Origin of the sequence: Acinetobacter sp. YH01009, assembly GCF_013420765.1 — a bacterium.
Taxonomy (GTDB): domain Bacteria; phylum Pseudomonadota; class Gammaproteobacteria; order Pseudomonadales; family Moraxellaceae; genus Acinetobacter; species Acinetobacter amyesii.
In genome coordinates this window covers 111541-125625 of the sequence record NZ_VOYE01000005.1, presented here as the reverse complement: position 1 = coordinate 125625, position 14085 = coordinate 111541, and the positions used below count along the sequence as shown (strand labels likewise).

Here is a 14085-nt window from a genome sequence, read left to right as displayed (position 1 = left end):
CTGCCGTGAGGTCGTGATGAAAATTAATGCAAAAATACGAATAACAAAAAAGTTATTTGACCATGGGTATGTGGTTGTACCAGTAGGTGAAGCGGATTTTAAATCTGCTTTACTTCTTTTAAATATTCAAAAAAAAGATGATATTTTTTTAATTTCAAAGAATATTATCGATGGCGAGATTGGTGGGGAGTTTGATTTAGTTGATAAGAATGGAAAGGCGCAATTATTCCTTAAAGATCTAAATTATATATCATTATTTCAAAATACGCCTCAGTTGGATGAGACACCTTTTAGATTAAAAGAAAATAAAAACAGGTATCTAGCTAAAACCGGTAGCGTTGCTATTGGTGATTTAGGTTTATATAAGAAAAAAAATATTAAAATTTTGAGTGTGGGTAAGCCTTTTATCCTAACGCAAAAGCTATCTGATATACCTGAATGGTTGTTTGAAAAACTCAATAACACTGAAGTAAGTTGGGTATACTTTGAGTTCATTGAAACATTAAAAGAAACCAGTTTAGATCTAAAAAACCAAATAATCAGCTGCATTCAATATTTTAAGCAACACGGCGAAAAAACAAGAAGAAAGGCCCTTATACAAGCTGAATCTCCTGGTAATGTTAACTTGCAGCGTTATTGTGATTTAAGACGAATAGATCCAGATCTCAAAGTAGTTTTTGTGATAAGTGAAAATTATATTTGGCTATTGGAGCAAAATAGAAATGACCCACTACCAAATGTAAAACTTAACAACATAAACTTTGGTGGATGGATACTTTCAAAAACGTCAAATGAACATCTGATTGTAAAATTGAAATCTTGTGATGGACTTTTGAAAAAGTCTCCAGAGATTTATAGCTCCTAATAAGATTAGTGATCGTGGCCAGCTTCAGCTTCAACGTTTACATAATTTTCTGAATTGAACTGAGCGCGATCCTTATAAAAATTATAATCGTCATTTATGTAGACTAATTCTTTAGGGTACGGAATACCCATACGATCCAGCTTTTCTGCGTAGTAGTGTGGGATCGGCTTTGTTGGATTGAAATATGGTTCAGGATAGTATTTAGTTACAATGCCAGTAGAATATTCAGTTATTGTTTTATCAATATCAGCTTCAATATTATTTAATTTATTTTCATAAAAAACATCAACTCGCTCTTTATCAGACATATCAGCCGAGCAAGCGACCAAAATAAAAGGTATTAAGAGTGCTATAAATGTGCTTTGTTTCATTTTTAATAAACTCTATCCTGGTGTATATTAAAGGTATCGTTAAAATACTAAAGATTATACATGACTTTTAAAGACATCGTTACATTAGCTTTTAACCATTCTAATGTAGAAGCAAAAGCTTTAATAAAAATGTTGAAAGTTGAGAAGAAAAAAGTTCAGCTTTTTACTTCACAAATAAAGAAAATTACCTTCAATGAAGTTTTTATTGCATGTTCACAATTGATTCTAATTGCTCTTGGTTTGGTGATTGGGCTATCTGGAGTGTATTTATCTGGTGATACATTAATGTCAATGAGTATGATTGATGGCTTTAGGATCATTGCTGTTGTTGGCATCCTGATCGTTAGTGCAGCAGCTGTTATTCTAAGTTCCATTAGTTTTAAACTTGTTGCATACAAAATCAGACTTCAGTTACATGATCATCTGTTGGTTAGAGCCTATACAAAAAAAGTAAAGGAGCATTATATTGGGCTGAATAACACAATACTGAGTCATGTAGAGCAAGTAAGTGGGGCTACACCAGGCCTTAATAGCGATTTGATGTATAAAGAGGCAGAAAAATATGAAGAACAAATCAATGAGTTAACTAGTGGTATGCTTAAAGGTTTAGTGGATGTGAATTCTAAAAAGTATTTAAGGTTTTATATATATGATAGGTCACATATAACCAACCCATACACTCAGGTTTTATATATTTATTCGAGCACTTTAACAATTTATTCACACTTTCTTCATAATTCAAAAAATATGAAAGTTAAAGACCTTTTAGATATTTCAATTAAAAGTATTTGCATAAATAAATAGTTTTATTATAATGGGTTTAAAGACAACACAGAAATGTTTCTTTCGACATTAAAAGAATGGGAGGCTTATAGCTTCCCATTTTTCTATTTAAAATCCTTAAAATTCTATCTTGTTTCACTTAAAATATTTTGTGATTTTTGTTCAAAACTATTTAGATCACTAATAAGGTCTGTGTTCTGGTCCATTGTATCTATAAATGTTGCTTTGCCAAATTTAACAAACTCAAGTGCATCTTTAATAGGCTGGTCCTTAGTTGGGACTTGATATTTAGGTAGTTTGTTAAATTCCACTTCTATTTTATTGTTAGCTACCAGTAATTGTGTATCTAAGTTTTCAAATGCTTCAGAGGTACTTTTGAACTCTATTGTATCTCTGTTGTATATAGGTTTTAAGCTGTAGTTATAAAAAACAATAAAACATAGAGCTAGTATTAGTAAGAACACAATCTTATATTTAGTTAAAATCATTCTTAAACCCTTTTAGATTAATATTGATTATTTTAATTATAGTTTATATGCTACTAACAAATATTTTTTTTGAATTTTTATGTCTGATAAGAATGTTGTTGAGATAGTAAACTATTTTTGTGTAGATAAGACCCCTTATAAGTATGCATACAAAGACGTGCTCGTGTGCATTTCTACACTTTTCTACAAAGGTAATGTGAAATCAACAGTTTACTACGTTGTAGGTTCTTCAGATAACTTTAAGGACGATGCGTGTCAGTTGGTTGTAGAGGCTTTCAATTGGGTTTATTCCTCACTTAAATCTACAAAATTTGAACTTAAACAAAGTTTTATATTTGATACAACATTAGATGTTCAAAACTTTTTGAAAGCTGCTATTAAGAAATACTCTCAAGAAAATAACATAAAGGCTTCTTATTCACTAAGTTATGTTTTAAGAGATGTTGTTTTTAAGGACCAATTCACCGATGTTCGTAGAATTTTCTGTTTCGATACAATGCTTCCCTTGGCAATAGGCTTTAACGTATTGGGTTTTTACAACATATCTCTAAAAGATGAGGCTATTATTAGATTGTCTGAAATTAAATTTCTTTACTAAAGTTTCTTAAACTTTTAATTTCTACTTCTTTAATACTATTTTTTAATTATAATAAGAACTATTAAGTATTTTAAATTAGGTTTATTTGTTGTGAATAAAAAGAGCCTTTCAGTTGCAATCTTGACACTTTTATTAGCAGGGTGTGATAAAGCTAAAGACAACATAACTCCACCTGAAGATCAAATTGATCCGATTGAAAAAAAAGTTGAAGATCAGGTTCGTCAATATGATGAGCGTGTGACCACATACAAACCCAATAATTATAAACTTCCAGTCACCAAGCCATCGGCTATAGACCAAAAGGTATCATGTAAGTTTGGTATAGGTGGGACAATACCAAAACTTACTGGTACAAGTTTTTTTAACCAAGTACTTTATCGAATTGAAGCTGAACAAATTATGGATAAGGTGCAAGGTGATGTTATGTATGCACCTTATTCAATTGCAACGTCAGTTGAGGGTGATGTTCTGTATGAGTCAGAAATTGATAGTTTTGATAGACAGCTGAATACACTAAGAAGTTATCAAATTAAATCTATTGATCAAAATATCATTTCTACTGGTGGATTTTATACGAACTCAAATAATGCTGTACGTATGCAGCCCATAAGAAGCTATCCCGTTGCATACGTTAAGCGTATGGATAACGATATTGTCTCTACCTCAATGTTTAATGATGATTGTGATAAGGAAGTAGGGGTAAGAAATTATAAATGGCGCGAAATTGATATTTCTGGAAAACCAATATCAAGTATTACTTCTACTGTTTCAGAACAGATTGTCCGGGTTAATCAATTTGGCATGTTCACAAGTGCCTCAAATTTCTTCAGCTATTTTAGTAATGAATTTGGTAACTACATAAATTCCAATTATAAATTTAAAAACGAATTACAAAATGCTGGACGATTTCCAAAAGGTTCTAAGATCTATGTGCCTAGTGAAATCAAAACCACTGATGAAACTTTGGTGATAATGCAAAATCCTGAATTTGAAATTTCAAATTTTAATAAAGAACGCGTTTTGGATGCTTATAACAAAGAGGCGAAATCGCGCAATTTAGGGAAAATTACTTTTAAAGTATATGAATTAAAAAATCAGGCAATATTTTATACACCATGGAATGAAACTCAGCACCGTGAGGCTATTGAATTTGATCCTGTTGTTGTGATTAAAGGTAAGGCATATTCAGCTGTGTGGCATGTACCAAACACATTAACCTTTAATGATTCAACCAGTGCCGGATCTCTAACTTATTACAATTCAACCGCACATAATGCCTTTGTGAATGCTGTAAAAGGTATATACCAAGGACAGCAAAGCATGATTGGTACTGCCCATGAAGATGATACTCAATACTCTATGAAAACAGCAATTGACTATCAAAAATCGCAAGCTGAGAACTAATTAATGGAATTAAATACTCAAAATACCTTACCTCCTGAAGCAGCTACTGAATTTACTTCAGCTGAGCGAATCCATACATTTCTGGTTATTCCTAAAGACGCCTGGGGGAATCTTCATAAATTAATTAAAGAGAAAAAAACAGAAGCATTGAATGATGTGTCACTCTTTGAATTATTGCGACCTATGCCAGATATTTACCTAACCGATGTAGAGAACGATGAATATAAAAATAAACCGGATCGTGATGTAGGGGATGTGGCGGTTGTTGTTGTTGATGGCATTCTGCATGATACAAAACGGAATATATGGATATCAAAAAATTGGGGATGTGAACTACCTAGTAGCATTGAATATTTTCAACCAGGCCATGAGCCTTCTTTAGATAAAATTTTCCCAGATTCTTCGGAACAATTTATATCTAAAACCAAGTTTGAGCTGGATAGTTCTTATAAGCGCTTAGGTTGTAATAATAGTGATATTGGCTTTATTCATATTATCTCAAATGCTGTTCCTACCACATTCTTTGAATTCCTCAGTGATACATTGACTTCTAAATTCGAATTTGTGGCCATTGATACAGTTGAATTGAGGGTAGGGCAATCTAATTTCTATAACATTGTATCTAGAGGTACTGTATCAGATTGGGGGATTAATTTTCGAAGAAAACCCTTCACGTTAGAAAACTACTCTTTATCCTCTATCTCTATAAAAATATTACTTTTAGCTTTGGTTATTTACCTTTTATACAGCTACACATTTGGAGCATAAGTTTTTATGAACTCACATGTACATCCCGGTCAACATTCACAAAATGGTTTTTCAAATAATGATATTTTTCGCCATCTACTGCAGCTAACAAAATTAGATAGCGATCTCCCAACTCTAATAACTTTGTTTAAAGAGCAGGGAATTGATATTTGTGAAACGCGCATTCGCATCTGGTCAACATCACTTCAACGTCATGGAAAACCTATTCCATTTATTATATTTAAAGCATTTATGAATTTATTGGTGGCAATCGATGTTGAAGCAAAACAAAAGGAAATAAATTTATTTGATCTTTCTGGGATTTTGGAAGATATACGGGAATAAAAATTTATAAGCGATAGGTTTTTTATGATGGAAGAAGTTGATCAATCAGAACATAAAGAAGGCCCTATTGGTGATGTTGGGGAGAAATTCTCAGGTGCACGTAAAGATAATCCCTCGCCAGACTTTATAGAGAATATACAAGGAATAAAGTCAAATAGTTCTGTTGTAAAGAAAGACATATGGCCAAAACCTAATTTTAGAGAAGATGTGAAGTTAGGGAAAAAGACAGCTAAACACGCTTTATTATTTACACTTGTTTATGGAAATCTAGCCAACAAACCTTTGGGTGGTGGATGGTTTAAGCTAAATCAAGAACAATGGGATGAAGCATATATTGCCACTATGCAATATTTTAAAGACCAGTATGAAAATGGATTTTATGAAAAATTAGATTATTTGTCAGATGACTTTAATTCATATATGGAGTTGAAGTTTAAGAATAGAAATAATGACATTATTGAAAAGTATGCTTCGGGAAAACACACGAAAAGAAGAGTAAAACACCCATTAAATTTTGATTTAGAAACGAGTATTAGATTAAGAAACCTAGTTCATTTGGGCTGGCCAAATGAAAATATACTTGATACGGATAATTATGGTGCCACAAAATTAATTGATACTAAAACAAGAGAGGAAAAGTGGTTCGCAGTTAAGGCTATCTCTGCAAAACGAGTCCAAACATTAGATGGGTGGACAGAATATGATACGTATTCTGATGCGCTGGCAGCTGTTAAAGAAAGGTTTAAATTAATTACAGATGAGCGTGAAGTTAAGCCGGAGAAAAAAGAAAGATCCAAGCCCCCTAGACGACCACGATTCGATAGAGATCATATTAGGGAGGGCGAAGACTATAGGGCTGGTAAAGATATAAGTGCTGAAGAGTTAATGTCTATTTTTAAGTTTAGAGGTGTTGAATTTGGTAATTGGGTAAACCAAAAAGAACGGCAATGGTTTCTAAACTCCACACATGATTCGCTAATGGACCTTGTTGATCTTATGGGCTTGCCAGCAACATTTGCCTCCTTAGGGGGGAAACTAGGAATTGCATTTGGAAGCAGGGGTACTGGTGTAGATGGGGCAGCTGCACATTTTGAGCCGGGCAATATGCTTATCCATTTAACTAAAACCCAGGGTGTGGGGGTGTTGGCGCACGAGTTTGGCCACGGACTAGATAACATCTTGGCAACAAGAAATGGTTTAGATTCTGACTTTTTTTCAGGTCATTTTTTAAAAACGAGTAAATATAATTACTATGTTCAAAATCACACTGACCAGCATTTAATCGACTTAAAAGATGGCCAACCAACTAAACACTTTTTAAAACTTTTAAATTATTTAACAAACAGATCCACAAGTTATTTAAGTAATGATGAAAGCCCAATGTTTAATGGCACATCCTTTATGAATAATGCACTTACTTTGGATGAGGCAAGATCTCAATACTGGTCGGAACCAACCGAGATATTTGCACGGTTATTTGAGTGCTGGGTAACTGACCAATTGGCTGAAAATGATCGAATTAATGAATTTCTGGTTTATGGCACAGAAGAATCAGCGCAAAGTTGGAATATGAAGATAAGCGCATACCCCACTGGTCGAGAGAGAGCGATATTGGTTGATTTGATGGATGAATGGATACGAGAACTCGTAGAATTTTGGCTAAAAAAAAGATGATGCTTTAAAACATCATCTAAAAGGGGGTGCAATAAAATTAGAGAATTACTTTGTTTTTATTAGCTCTGCCTTGGTTAACAGGTGGTAGTAGTTTGAAAGAAATTTGTACTCAGCGTTGGTTAAAGTATTGTCTTTTAATGCATGGTTAACTGTTAAGCGATACTCATCAGCATATGGCTTTTGTTTGGTATTTTCAAGGTTATGTAGGATCTCGCCATATTGTGAAGCTGGTGCTTCTTGAGCATCAATATACGATGTGTAGATATCACTTGCAGCAAAAGTAACAATAGGGCTGGCCATTAAACCACATAGTACATACCCAAGTAACTTATTCTGCTTAGGATCGAACATTTTTTGAGTGTTGACGTTCATTATATACTCCAAAGTTAAAACCAGTATGGTTAGATTTCTATATTAAGTAAAAGCAATTTTAAAAGAATATTAATATATATCCAAACGATTTGTTAAACCAGCGAATAAAACGTTTTAGATATTAATTTTTCAAAAAAACACTAAACTCTTTTAAAATACTTTTTATGAATGTGGAAACAAGCAAATGCTAACAATGCAGTCAAGATTGACGAAACCGTAAACATGCCAGCGATCTTTAAGAAAAAGAGTGTTGGCCCCTCTAGGTCGTTATTATCAACAAGCATACGTGAGAACATAGCGATTACAAGGGCGATGAAAGCTATAACAAGCTGTATTTCTATAAGAATGATAAATATCGGCATATGCACTCAATTAAAAAAGTAAAGTAAATAGTATTTCTGTGGGAATTTATTCCTCTGGAATATCTCTGGATTCATCTTTTTTTGCTCCTTCATAACCACTATTCCACATATGAAATTCATAAGTCCCTTCGGGGTGTGGGTTAGATTCAGTTTCTGCAAAGTTATAAGCAATGTAGCCAGCGAACCATAAATCACTATCATCTAATGTCATTGTGTTTTGTTTCACCATAATAATTATCCTTTATGATAAAACCTATATGAATAGAAAAATACAACCGGTATTAACCAGATTGGCAAATAGAATGCACTCTTTAAATACGTAGTCAAAATAGACCTCCATAAACTTCTATCAAGCAACAATTGCATTTTAATATTATTGCATTGCAATTTTAACCTATTGCAATGCAATATTAACTTTTTGCAATTATAATAATTTTAATTTAAGTTTTAACAATCACAGGCTGGGGAATCAATTGAAGAAAACAAATGGGATTACTGTATCTGAAGCTAAAAACACATTCGATAATGGAAATGTTAGAAGTATTCGCGCAGACAGTTTTATGGGCACCTGGAATTTAATAGTTTGTACTGGTGTTGCAGAAAAGGTGGTCATTACTTTTCGTGGCCAACCAAAGGCTTATAAATCCATGAATGCTTTACTTGCTGACTATCAGTTAATTACATCCAAACAAGCAACATCATTTTTGATTAAGTGAGATATTTAATGAAAGAAGTAACGGATAAGCAGTTCAGAATTGCAATTATTGGGTTTTCCATCTTACTTTTGCTGTTTGTAGGCTCAAAACTGTATGAGAAATATGGACAAAATAACGCTACTAGCGCAATGGATCTGAGTAAAAGTGACACTCCAGTAGATGAGATAGGAATCAAACTGAAGCAGCAAGTTATGTCTATAGCAGCTTTAACTGCAGAACTACAAGCTCAAAATATAGTTAAAGGTTTATTAAGAGAAGATGTGGAGTTGCTGGATAAGAGCATTAGTACCGTACCGATTTCGGTCCTTAAAACAGGTGTAAAACGATGTGAAAAAAATATGGATTTGTATATACGGTCGGCCCACCAAGACCCGATAAGTAGTACAAATTTTAAGGATAAATATCTAGATTGTTATAAGGCATATATTGATTCTCAACCAGTCAGCACAAAGATGTCCAATCTAATTACCAGTGGATCTATTGATCTTTCTATGGAAGCTAAACAGCCAGAGGTTAGGAAAATGATAAGTGATGCTAATAGAGACGGGGTTATAACCTATGCGGAATCCAAAGCGATATCTGCCAAGGTGCTAGAACTTAAAATTAAGAATATAGATAAACAATTAGAGCAGAAGAAATATACGATTTAATTGTGCTCTAAACCAAAAAAATGAAAGTGGGTTAGAATGCAATATAAGTTAAATTTTATTCAAAACCAATAGTGTTGTTTCGAGATTTGCAAACGTAACACCTAGCTTATCAGCTAATCTTTGCATATTTTTATCATCAAGAATTCGTAATGCTCTGTGTAATGCAGCATAGTTGCTTAATGTAGAAAACTCTTCAATTTTGTCATCAATATAAGCTGCATCTAAGCCAGCATCTTTAAAGCATTCAATAACTTTAGAACCCACATACGATAAATCTAATTTTTGTTCCTCAAGCGAACTCATGCTTATTTTTCCTTTCCTTATCTGGTTAAATTTAAAAAAGATATGGATAAAGTTTAAAACATATTCCATAAAAGCATGTACGTTATTGTACGGTGCATATTATTGTACATCAAACATAAGCTAGTACGATGCAAATATGAGTATGCAGTGGTTAAGATTCTATTTATGAGTCATTTGACGCAATTGAATGTATGCCCTTTTTAATACTACTAATGTGCTAACATAATTATAATTCTCAACGGAGTAGGAAAGCGCCCCACTACTGAAAAAATCTCAAAAAAATGCGCCAGATGACACATGAGTTGTCACTAGCGACAGATGTAATGTCATTAAATATGGATGTCAATTCAATATGTTAAATTGATTATTAGATTTACGGTGTATTACACCGTAAACCATCAAATAATTATGCTTTTTACTTCACAGGATTTTTTATAATATTGTTCAGTTGGATCTTCCATAAGAACATATTGATCAATAACACAAGTATTAATGCTGATGTCAACATAGCAAGTCCAAGAAAAAACCAACTCAAATATATGAATGAAAAATATTCAAAACCAAAATACAGCAAAGATTCAATAACTAACATTACAATTAATGCAATAACTGTTTTTTTAATTTTTTTAATCTGGATGCCATTTTCGAAAATAAATTTAGTTCTGGCTGTATTATCATCAAGTGAACGTTCAGTTGAACGTTGCTGAAGTGATGTATTGTATTTGATTTTATGTTGATAATATATTCTGCCCAAAATGCTCAAACCAGTGATAAAAACAACAAAATATATAGCAATATCGATAAAGGTTTTAAAAGTGATTAAGCTTTCATCAAATAAGATCGATGGGTATTTGTAGCTTATAACCGTATAGAGTGCTATGTTTCCCAGCCCTATAAGAAAAAGAATGGTCATCTTAGTGTTAAGGGTTCTGTACCGTTCAAGCTCATTACCTATGTCTGTAGCGCGTTTAATCATTTAATTTGCCTTATAGAAGTATTGATCAACAAAATACTCAAAATTATTTGGACTATCCATCCACTCTCTAAATAAAATATGAAAAATCAATAGATTGTAGTCAATATAACTTTCAAAATTATTGATAATTCCCAATGAAATTAGGTTTTTCTCAAATTCAATCACTTGAAAATCCTGAATTTGGATATTCAACATTGAGATGGTTTTATTATTAATTTGGTAACTCAACGTGGTAGTTGATTCTATTTTTTGAGAAAAAAATACATCTGAGCTCACAAACAAATTTAGATTCCTTTGCCAGGATCTCTTACTAATATTATAGCCGTTCAAATCACCAAACTTCTTAATTTCGTCTGGAGTGAACTTTTTACCTGAATTTTGAATAGCGAATAACAAAACAAAAAAATATCTAAATGATATATCTGATTTATTTTTTAACAGCTTGGGATTGTCAAAAAAATCTACCTTAGTTTTTTCCCTACATATGCTGACATACAGTTCACCATACTTACTTAGCCTGAAGTATTTAGAAGAACGTTTAGTTGATGTGCCTAGGTCTTCAATAATCCCCAATTCCACCCAAGACTTCAAAAGACGTTGAATAGATCTCTGCAGCCACCGATGATTGCTAGTGGAGTCCTCTGCTATATCAACTAATCCTTTTACGATGTCTGTTGTACACAAAGGGCGTGGATGACTCCTTACAAAACGCGTAAAGATGTTATGAATATGATTTAGATCTAAGACTGTATAATTAGTAAACATATTTTAAGATATTTAGAACCACCCATTAAACATATTAACAAACTTTCGTTAAACCCATTTATTTTTTGAAAATATATTTTATATTAATATGATTGTAGCTTTAAAAGGTAAATCCAATGTTTAAGCTGTATAAAGAAATAGTTTTAACTGTCTCTATTTTTTCAATGGCCAATATGTCTTTCGCCAAAAGTGTTGTGCTCGATGCTGGACACTCCCCTAAGCAAGCCGGTACCACTGCAGCCAATGGTTATCCTGAGTATATCTATAATCTAAGTATGACGAACTCTATTGAGTATTTTTTGAAAAGAAACAAAATTGAAATGCATAGAACCTTTACTAAAGAGCAAAAAATATCATTGGTGGACAGGGCTACTCGCCATGGTAATGCTAATCTATTGATTTCTATACACCATGATTCAAACCCCAAGGAATTAGATCACTTAAAAAATTCATTGCATGGTTTTTCAATATTTGTATCTAAAAAAAATCCGCATTTTTCAAAAAGTTTAAAGTGCGCTGATCATATAGGTAAGAATTTAATTGCATCTGGCGAAACGCCATCAACATTTCATGGATTAAAAATACCTGGAGAAAATAAAGAATTACTGACTAGGAATGGAGTCTACAAATATAATGATCTAGTCGTGTTAAAGCGATCTAACAAGCCAGCAATTCTGATTGAAATTGGTGTTATATCAAATCCAAATGAAGCGCAAAGACTATCAAATCAACAAGTTATTTGGCGCATTTCTGAAAACATTGCAAATTCAATAACTAATTGTCTAAGCTTCATCTAAAGTTCTGAATTGTCAATTTGGTATATACATATTGAGAGTTTGAAATAATTCTCATATAAATCTTAAATGTGTTAAACACCTCTAAGTCTTTAAATATGTTATAAAAATATAGAATTTTAAGGGCTTTAATTATGTTGTTTTCTGACTATCTGGATCAAAGAGGCTTAATATTAATTTTATTTTCATTGTTGGCTATACTATTAAGCATAGTTTTCCAGAAATATAAAATCAATAAAAAATCTTTATCGATTTCAAGCATTCTAACTATCACTTTTATTTTAGGATTTGTTGGGGTTGGTGCTGTATTGGATAATACTAAAATATCTAATCAAGACATTGTTGAAATTAAGGTAGTGATTGATCGTTATAATAAAAATAAGGATTTATTTGCAGAAAATAGCTCACATAATATTGATTACTTAAATACGCTTAGTAAGCTAGAGTTTATGATTACGAATGAAAGCACTACTTATAGAGAATTAGGTAAAACAGGATATGCTGAATTTAGGGACCATATTAATATTAAGCTTTATAATAAATATCGTAATATTGTTTGAGATAAAACGGTATAGGAGTAAAAGGAATTACTCTTTCTCATTGTTTTTATTCAAATAGTTGCATTCATGTTGATTTGTTTGCATTTTACTTCTTTTTTCATTTGCATCTTTAATAATGCTTTCAAATAACGCTATCATTAAGTTTAAAATAAATCCGATCAATAATACATAACCAATACCTTTTAGAGTAGACATAGGATTGTTATAAACATAAGCTGATGTATTGATCACTGCCAAATAGACCATGTAAATCACAAATAATATTAATGCAATTACACCAATACCAATCACAACATAACCAATATGCTTTAAAAAAGATTTTAATAAAAAATTATCAAATTTAATCATTATAAATTACCTCATTTCATTTAGGTTCATTATTCTTTATTAGCTCTTGGGTGAGCATCCTTATAAGATTCAATTAACGTGTCATGATCTACAAGAACATATACTTGGGTAGAAGAAATTGTTTTATGGCCAAGCATTTCTTGTACTGCTCGAATATCTTTTGTTCGGTTATATAAATGAGATGCGAAGCTATGTCGTAATGTATGAGTACTTCCTAGTCTACCAAAACCACCAGTATTTAAGAGCGCCGTAATACATGCCCCTAAATGATTTTTACTTATGTGTTTACCAGTTGGAGAAATGAATAAATAGCCACAATCTTCAATACCGGATATTTCAATCCAACGGCTTCTAATTAATTTCCAAATAGAAAGTGCCTCAATTGCTTTTTTGCCCAGAAACACAAATCTGTCCTGGTTCCCCTTCCCTGTTATGTGGATCTTTGCCTCAGATAAATTGATATCAGATAATTTGATTGCATGTAATTCAGATATACGAAGACCACCAGAATATGCCACTTCAGCTGCTGCAAGATCCCTTAAATGCTGATTAGTGTATTTGGGATTAACTGCCTGTTTATTATCTAAAATTTGGTGAATTGCATTAACATCTATGGGCCTTGGTAAACTTACTTTTTTATCTTTTACACGAATATCAGAAAAGAAGTTTTCTGCTATGTATTCTTTTAATAATAAAAAGTCTAACAAGCTGACTAACCCAGCTAAATTTTTATTTAGAGTTCTGGCTGTAACTTGATCTTTTTCTACTCGATGCAGTCTAAAAGAATATAGGGATTCACGGTCTAATTCGATGAGATTTTTATTTTGAAAAAAAGGCATTTTGAGAAGCATATTTACAGATTTTACATATTCATTGATTGTAAGATCAGATTTATTTTGCAATCTTAAACTATTAGACCATTCTTGGATCAACTCTTCATTTGATAAAATTTGCATGATCTGAT

At 32.2% G+C, this 14085-nt stretch carries 20 protein-coding genes; 11 read left to right on the top strand and 9 right to left on the bottom strand.

Annotated elements, in window-relative coordinates:
- Window positions 1-16: 16 nt before the first annotated feature.
- Complete coding sequence (locus FTT76_RS07335) at window positions 17-865, top strand: hypothetical protein (protein ID WP_180190308.1); 849 nt, start codon at window positions 17-19, stop codon at window positions 863-865.
- Between the two features lie 5 nt (window positions 866-870).
- Here the strand turns inward: FTT76_RS07335 and FTT76_RS07330 are convergent, their stop codons facing one another.
- Window positions 871-1236, bottom strand: coding sequence for a hypothetical protein (locus FTT76_RS07330; RefSeq protein WP_180190307.1), 366 nt, complete (start codon window positions 1234-1236; stop codon window positions 871-873).
- 60 nt (window positions 1237-1296) lie between these two features.
- Between FTT76_RS07330 and FTT76_RS07325 the strand changes: the two genes are divergently transcribed.
- Window positions 1297-2040: a hypothetical protein gene (locus FTT76_RS07325; RefSeq protein ID WP_180190306.1), complete on the top strand. Its 744-nt coding sequence runs from the start codon at window positions 1297-1299 to the stop codon at window positions 2038-2040.
- 104 nt (window positions 2041-2144) lie between these two features.
- Here the strand turns inward: FTT76_RS07325 and FTT76_RS07320 are convergent, their stop codons facing one another.
- The gene (locus FTT76_RS07320) at window positions 2145-2507 is read right to left on the bottom strand and encodes a hypothetical protein (protein ID WP_180190305.1); all 363 of its coding nucleotides are present in this window, start codon (window positions 2505-2507) and stop codon (window positions 2145-2147) included.
- Between the two features lie 79 nt (window positions 2508-2586).
- Here FTT76_RS07320 and FTT76_RS07315 point away from each other — a divergent pair, with 79 nt between their 5' ends.
- The 5 genes from FTT76_RS07315 to FTT76_RS07295 all read left to right on the top strand — a co-directional run bounded on the left by FTT76_RS07315 (window position 2587) and on the right by FTT76_RS07295 (window position 7275).
- Entirely contained in the window at window positions 2587-3105 is a 519-nt protein-coding gene (locus tag FTT76_RS07315) for a hypothetical protein (protein ID WP_180190304.1), read from the top strand.
- Between the two features lie 90 nt (window positions 3106-3195).
- Window positions 3196-4509, top strand: a complete 1314-nt coding sequence (locus FTT76_RS07310; RefSeq protein WP_180190303.1) for a hypothetical protein — start codon at window positions 3196-3198, stop codon at window positions 4507-4509.
- A 3-nt stretch (window positions 4510-4512) separates the two neighbouring features.
- The gene (locus tag FTT76_RS07305; RefSeq protein WP_180190302.1) at window positions 4513-5277 is read left to right on the top strand and encodes a hypothetical protein; all 765 of its coding nucleotides are present in this window, start codon (window positions 4513-4515) and stop codon (window positions 5275-5277) included.
- 6 nt (window positions 5278-5283) lie between these two features.
- Window positions 5284-5601: a hypothetical protein gene (locus FTT76_RS07300; protein WP_180190301.1), complete on the top strand. Its 318-nt coding sequence runs from the start codon at window positions 5284-5286 to the stop codon at window positions 5599-5601.
- Between the two features lie 24 nt (window positions 5602-5625).
- Window positions 5626-7275 carry an LPD1 domain-containing protein gene (locus FTT76_RS07295; protein ID WP_180190300.1) on the top strand — a complete coding sequence of 550 codons (1650 nt, stop codon included), beginning with the start codon at window positions 5626-5628 and terminating at the stop codon, window positions 7273-7275.
- A 45-nt stretch (window positions 7276-7320) separates the two neighbouring features.
- Here the strand turns inward: FTT76_RS07295 and FTT76_RS07290 are convergent, their stop codons facing one another.
- Entirely contained in the window at window positions 7321-7647 is a 327-nt protein-coding gene (locus FTT76_RS07290) for a hypothetical protein (protein ID WP_180190299.1), read from the bottom strand.
- A 408-nt stretch (window positions 7648-8055) separates the two neighbouring features.
- Window positions 8056-8238 (bottom strand): hypothetical protein, encoded by a 183-nt coding sequence (locus FTT76_RS07285; protein WP_180190298.1) that lies wholly within the window; start codon window positions 8236-8238, stop codon window positions 8056-8058.
- A gap of 244 nt (window positions 8239-8482) precedes the next feature.
- On the opposite strand from FTT76_RS07285, the gene FTT76_RS07280 reads away from it, so the two are divergent.
- Together FTT76_RS07280 and FTT76_RS07275 are read left to right on the top strand one after the other, a co-directional pair.
- Window positions 8483-8725 (top strand): hypothetical protein, encoded by a 243-nt coding sequence (locus tag FTT76_RS07280; protein WP_180190297.1) that lies wholly within the window; start codon window positions 8483-8485, stop codon window positions 8723-8725.
- An 8-nt stretch (window positions 8726-8733) separates the two neighbouring features.
- Window positions 8734-9375, top strand: a complete 642-nt coding sequence (locus FTT76_RS07275) for a hypothetical protein (RefSeq protein ID WP_180190296.1) — start codon at window positions 8734-8736, stop codon at window positions 9373-9375.
- Window positions 9376-9423: 48 nt separating this feature from the next.
- Here the strand turns inward: FTT76_RS07275 and FTT76_RS07270 are convergent, their stop codons facing one another.
- The 3 genes from FTT76_RS07270 to FTT76_RS07260 form a co-directional block, all read right to left on the bottom strand.
- Window positions 9424-9678, bottom strand: a complete 255-nt coding sequence (locus tag FTT76_RS07270) for a hypothetical protein (RefSeq protein ID WP_180190295.1) — start codon at window positions 9676-9678, stop codon at window positions 9424-9426.
- A gap of 415 nt (window positions 9679-10093) precedes the next feature.
- Complete coding sequence (locus tag FTT76_RS07265) at window positions 10094-10654, bottom strand: hypothetical protein (protein WP_180190294.1); 561 nt, start codon at window positions 10652-10654, stop codon at window positions 10094-10096.
- Complete coding sequence (locus FTT76_RS07260; protein WP_180190293.1) at window positions 10655-11233, bottom strand: hypothetical protein; 579 nt, start codon at window positions 11231-11233, stop codon at window positions 10655-10657. It abuts the gene before it with no gap.
- 302 nt (window positions 11234-11535) lie between these two features.
- Here FTT76_RS07260 and FTT76_RS07255 point away from each other — a divergent pair, with 302 nt between their 5' ends.
- Window positions 11536-12216: an N-acetylmuramoyl-L-alanine amidase gene (locus tag FTT76_RS07255; protein ID WP_257235052.1), complete on the top strand. Its 681-nt coding sequence runs from the start codon at window positions 11536-11538 to the stop codon at window positions 12214-12216.
- A 131-nt stretch (window positions 12217-12347) separates the two neighbouring features.
- On the top strand, window positions 12348-12773 hold the full coding sequence (locus tag FTT76_RS07250) for a hypothetical protein (RefSeq protein ID WP_180190292.1): 426 nt from the start codon (window positions 12348-12350) through the stop codon (window positions 12771-12773).
- A 27-nt stretch (window positions 12774-12800) separates the two neighbouring features.
- Here FTT76_RS07250 and FTT76_RS07245 read toward each other — a convergent pair whose 3' ends face one another.
- Window positions 12801-13121, bottom strand: coding sequence for a hypothetical protein (locus FTT76_RS07245; protein WP_180190291.1), 321 nt, complete (start codon window positions 13119-13121; stop codon window positions 12801-12803).
- Between the two features lie 29 nt (window positions 13122-13150).
- Window positions 13151-14077 (bottom strand): tyrosine recombinase XerC, encoded by a 927-nt coding sequence (gene xerC, locus FTT76_RS07240; protein ID WP_180190290.1) that lies wholly within the window; start codon window positions 14075-14077, stop codon window positions 13151-13153.
- Window positions 14078-14085: the final 8 nt, after the last annotated feature.

Coding starts and splice junctions, on each gene's coding strand:
- FTT76_RS07335 (WP_180190308.1), top strand. CDS start 17: ATGAAAATTAATGCAAAAATACGAATAACAAAAAAGTTATTTGACCAT.
- FTT76_RS07330 (WP_180190307.1), bottom strand. CDS start 1,236: ATGAAACAAAGCACATTTATAGCACTCTTAATACCTTTTATTTTGGTC.
- FTT76_RS07325 (WP_180190306.1), top strand. CDS start 1,297: ATGACTTTTAAAGACATCGTTACATTAGCTTTTAACCATTCTAATGTA.
- FTT76_RS07320 (WP_180190305.1), bottom strand. CDS start 2,507: ATGATTTTAACTAAATATAAGATTGTGTTCTTACTAATACTAGCTCTA.
- FTT76_RS07315 (WP_180190304.1), top strand. CDS start 2,587: ATGTCTGATAAGAATGTTGTTGAGATAGTAAACTATTTTTGTGTAGAT.
- FTT76_RS07305 (WP_180190302.1), top strand. CDS start 4,513: ATGGAATTAAATACTCAAAATACCTTACCTCCTGAAGCAGCTACTGAA.
- FTT76_RS07300 (WP_180190301.1), top strand. CDS start 5,284: ATGAACTCACATGTACATCCCGGTCAACATTCACAAAATGGTTTTTCA.
- FTT76_RS07295 (WP_180190300.1), top strand. CDS start 5,626: ATGATGGAAGAAGTTGATCAATCAGAACATAAAGAAGGCCCTATTGGT.
- FTT76_RS07290 (WP_180190299.1), bottom strand. CDS start 7,647: ATGAACGTCAACACTCAAAAAATGTTCGATCCTAAGCAGAATAAGTTA.
- FTT76_RS07285 (WP_180190298.1), bottom strand. CDS start 8,238: ATGGTGAAACAAAACACAATGACATTAGATGATAGTGATTTATGGTTC.
- FTT76_RS07275 (WP_180190296.1), top strand. CDS start 8,734: ATGAAAGAAGTAACGGATAAGCAGTTCAGAATTGCAATTATTGGGTTT.
- FTT76_RS07270 (WP_180190295.1), bottom strand. CDS start 9,678: ATGAGTTCGCTTGAGGAACAAAAATTAGATTTATCGTATGTGGGTTCT.
- FTT76_RS07265 (WP_180190294.1), bottom strand. CDS start 10,654: ATGATTAAACGCGCTACAGACATAGGTAATGAGCTTGAACGGTACAGA.
- FTT76_RS07255 (WP_257235052.1), top strand. CDS start 11,536: ATGTTTAAGCTGTATAAAGAAATAGTTTTAACTGTCTCTATTTTTTCA.
- FTT76_RS07250 (WP_180190292.1), top strand. CDS start 12,348: ATGTTGTTTTCTGACTATCTGGATCAAAGAGGCTTAATATTAATTTTA.
- FTT76_RS07245 (WP_180190291.1), bottom strand. CDS start 13,121: ATGATTAAATTTGATAATTTTTTATTAAAATCTTTTTTAAAGCATATT.
- xerC (WP_180190290.1), bottom strand. CDS start 14,077: ATGCAAATTTTATCAAATGAAGAGTTGATCCAAGAATGGTCTAATAGT.